Source organism: Azospirillum sp. B506 (assembly GCF_000333595.1).
Classification (GTDB): domain Bacteria; phylum Pseudomonadota; class Alphaproteobacteria; order Azospirillales; family Azospirillaceae; genus Azospirillum.
Genome location: NZ_BADK01000416.1, coordinates 1 through 3486, shown reverse-complemented (window position 1 = coordinate 3486; position 3486 = coordinate 1). Strand labels below are relative to the sequence as shown.

Genomic DNA, 3486 nt, shown 5'->3' with positions numbered 1-3486 from the left:
CGAGAATGGGGCGGACACCGCCTCCGACGCCGACTTCCCGCCCCAGATCACGAACTGGAAGGCCGGGTAGAAGCGTTCGCATTCCGACAGGGCGATCTCCACCAGATCCTCAAGCTGTTCCACCGCGGCCCCGCGCGAGCCGCGCAGCAGCATGGTTTGGCGGAACATCGGCGTGTGCTCCTCCGAGCAGACGTCGAAATGGCCGAGCCACATGCGGCCGTTGACCTCGGCCAGCAGCTCGGCGACGGCGGTGCGGCGGGCGGCCTGGACCTTCATGTCGAACTGGCAGGAGAACTGCATCGCGCTGACGTCCGGCTGCCAGACGAAATAGAGCCGGTAATCGCACCAGCGTCCGCCGATCTCGACGACCAGCTCGTCCTCGGTCGCGCGATCGAAGGGCCATTCGTTGGCGGTGACGATCTCCTCGACCACGTCGAGCGGATTGTGAGCGGAAGTGGTGGTCTCTACGGCGACTGCCGACATGTCCGCGTCCTCCTGTGAAGGCGCAATGGGCGGTACCGTTCACCCCGACCGAAGAGACGCGCCTGCGACGGCGCGCGGTCCGGGCCAATACCCCAAGATGATGAAAAAACGGGCTGAACAGAGACTGCGGGCCTGCCCCCGGCGCACACCCGTCCGGCCGCGGAGAGCGGCACGGTCAGGGACGATGGGAGAGATCGCCGGGAGTGTGCGGAAGCGCCGATGCTCAAGCGGCCGGGGTGGCCGTGCTGTCGGGCTTGCCCTCTTCCGGCTTGCCGGGGCTGGTTTCGACCACCGCCGGGATGCCGGCGGGCTCGACCACGACCGGCAGCGGCGCCTTTGCCGCACTCAGCGATGCGACGGTCGCCTCCAGCGCGGCCAGCCGCTCGGCCATCGCCTCCTGCTCCTCGCGGGCCTTGGCGGCCATGGCGCGGACAGCCTCGTATTCCTCGCGGCTGACGACATCCATCCGCGACAGAACACGTTCGAGCTGGGCGCGGAGCTGACCTTCGGCCTCTTCGCGCAAGGACGAGAAGGCGCCGAGCGCGCCACCCGCCACGCGGGCGAGATCGTCCAAAATCCTGTTGTCCACCTGCATCGCTCTGACTTCCGGTTACCGTTCGTTCATTATGGACGCCGCGCGCGGCGACTTCAACGCCCTTGGAACGCCCATTGCCGTGTGGGCAGGGCGTCACTTTCAGTGGGGCATTATTTGGCCGGCGCCGCGGCATTGAATCGGTCGCGCAGGGCCTTCAGGTCCAGGGTCTGCGTCGGGGCGGCCCAGGGGCCGGTCATGCGCAGGGTCAGCGGCGGCAGGTCGCCGTCCGCCTTGACCTTGAGCGTCAGGCCGAGATCGACCTGCTCGTCGGCAAGGGACACGGTGCCCACCAGCGTCCCGTCGGCCGGCGCCGTGGTCAGACGGGCGTCCTCGGCGCGGATCACGCCGTTGTCGATGGCGAAGCGGGCATCGAGACGGTCGAGCTTCGTCTCGCCGCCCTGCAACGCACCGGCAACCGCCGTCAGCACCTCCTGCGTGCGCTCGACCCCGGCAAGGCGGCTGCGCAGGGCGGCGAGATCGACGCCGTGCAGCACGCCGCCCGACGCCACCGCCCGGCCGCGGCCGGTCAGGCTGTGCAGCAGCGCGTCGCCATGGCCGCTGCCCGACAGGGTCACGTCGAGGTCGACGGCGCCGCCGCTGAGACCGACGCCGGCAAAGCCGGACAGCGCGTTGCCCATGTCGGCCTTGATGACGGTGAGGTCGGCGTCGAGCTTCGGCGCCTGCCCGGCCCCCTGCCCGGCTGCAGAGTCGAGACGGCCGCTGAGCCCGATCTGACCACCCTGCCATTCGCCGTCCAACTGCTCCAGCGTCGCGACGCCCTTGAACAGGGTCGCGCGCAGCGCCGGCTGGACGATTCGCTGCCCCCCCACGGTCAAGGAGGTCGAGGTCAGGCCGAGCCGCCCGTCCAGCGACTGCATCCAATTCAGGTCCGACAGCGGGTCGGCCGGCGGGTCGGCGGGATCGGCCGTCGCCGTGGCGGTCCGGCCGGCACCGTCACCGACCAGCGGCGCGTTGCGCAGGCGGTCGAGGTCGAGATCGCCGGTCTGGATGTCGGCCTGGACGGCGGGGCGGTCCGCCTTGCGGTCGAGCACCAGCTTGCCGCGCAGCGGAATGCCGGCGACCAGTCCCTGGAGGTTGTTCAGGCTGGGCGCCGCCGCGGTGCCCGACAGCTCGCCATAGAGGTCGAGCGGACCATAGGCGCGGGCGAGGCCGGTGTCGGTGAACAGGGCGGCGATGCGGCCCATCTCCGGATGGGTCACCCGCAGCTTCAGGTCGGCGCTGGGCGTACGGTCCAGCCCGAGCAGGGCGCCGCCGGCCTCCAGCGTACCGCCCAGCATGCCGGCCGACGCCTCCACTGCCAACCGCTCGCCGTCGCCGGCCAACCGCGCCTTGGCGCTGACCGCCCCCAGCCGTTCCGGCACCGGCAGGCCGCGCGGCCAGGAAACGGCGCTCGGCAGCCCGCCCAGCGACCGGGCGTCGGCCGTCAGGGCGAGATTGACGCCGCGCAGCGGGATCAGGCTGGCGATCTGGCCGTCGATGCGGGCCTGAAGGCCGGCGACATCCTCCACCTTCGCCTCGCGCACCGTCAGCGCCCCGGAGGCGACCGTGGCGTCGAGATGCAGCCCCTGCACCGGCAGCCCGCCCACCGTCAGCTGGCCGACCCGCAGGTCGAGGTTGGCGTCGGCAAGACCGAGCATGCGCTGCGGCGCCGGGGTGGACTCGGTGGCGGCGCCGCCGTTGCGCGGACCGACGGCCCGGGTCGCCGGCTGCGCCGCGGGCTGGGCGGTGGGCTGGGCGGTGGCCTTGGCCATGGGCTGCGCCGGAGCGGGATCGGCCGGCAGATAGCCGTCGAGGTTCAGGCGGTCGAGTTCCAGCCGGGCACCGAAGGCCGGCCGGCCGCGGTCGACATAGGCTACGGCGCCGCTGAGGCGGCTGCTGTCGAAACGGAAATCCAGGCCGGACAGCTCGAAGCGGTCGGCATGGCCCTGGATGCGGCCCGACAGCGAGGCACGGCGCAGCCGGTCAGCCGGAATGCCGCGCAGATCCAGCTTCGCCCATTCCAGCAGGGCACGCAGGTTGTCGGCGTTCGCCTCCATCCGCATGTCCAGCGTCGGCTGTCCGCCGGGCGTCGTCACCTCCCCCGCCGCGACGACGTCGGAGCCGCCGGGCAGCAGCGCGCTGTCCCGGTCGATGTTCAGCCGCCCGCCGGACAGGCTGGCCTCGATCCGGCCCTGGCGGACCACACCGCGGTTGTAGGCGAGGGCGTCAACGGCAACGTCGAGTTTGGCCTCCACCCCCATCGGCAAGGCGACGGACAGGGCCGGCGGCCGGTCGCCGCCCGTTTTGCCATCGCCCGTTTTGCCGCCACCCGTCTTGCCGCCACCCGTCTTGCCATCCTGATCGCCCGCGCCGCCCGACTTGACGGCATGGTTGGCGGCAAGGGTGGG

Annotated in this window: 3 protein-coding genes; all 3 read right to left on the bottom strand. The window is 71.7% G+C overall.

Features of this window, described 5'->3' with window-relative positions; translation table 11 throughout:
• Positions 1-483 (bottom strand): YbjN domain-containing protein (locus tag I71_RS12745; RefSeq protein ID WP_042695232.1); only part of this gene is annotated, 483 nt, incomplete at its 3' end.
• Between the two features lie 223 nt (positions 484-706).
• Entirely contained in the window at positions 707-1078 is a 372-nt protein-coding gene (locus I71_RS12740; protein ID WP_042695231.1) for an accessory factor UbiK family protein, read from the bottom strand.
• 110 nt (positions 1079-1188) lie between these two features.
• The coding region (locus I71_RS12735; protein ID WP_148294221.1) for an AsmA-like C-terminal region-containing protein at positions 1189-3486 on the bottom strand (2298 nt) is incomplete at its 5' end.

Bases quoted from the DNA above. Each gene is read 5' to 3' on its own strand.
- I71_RS12740 (WP_042695231.1), bottom strand. From the start codon at position 1,078: ATGCAGGTGGACAACAGGATTTTGGACGATCTCGCCCGCGTGGCGGGT.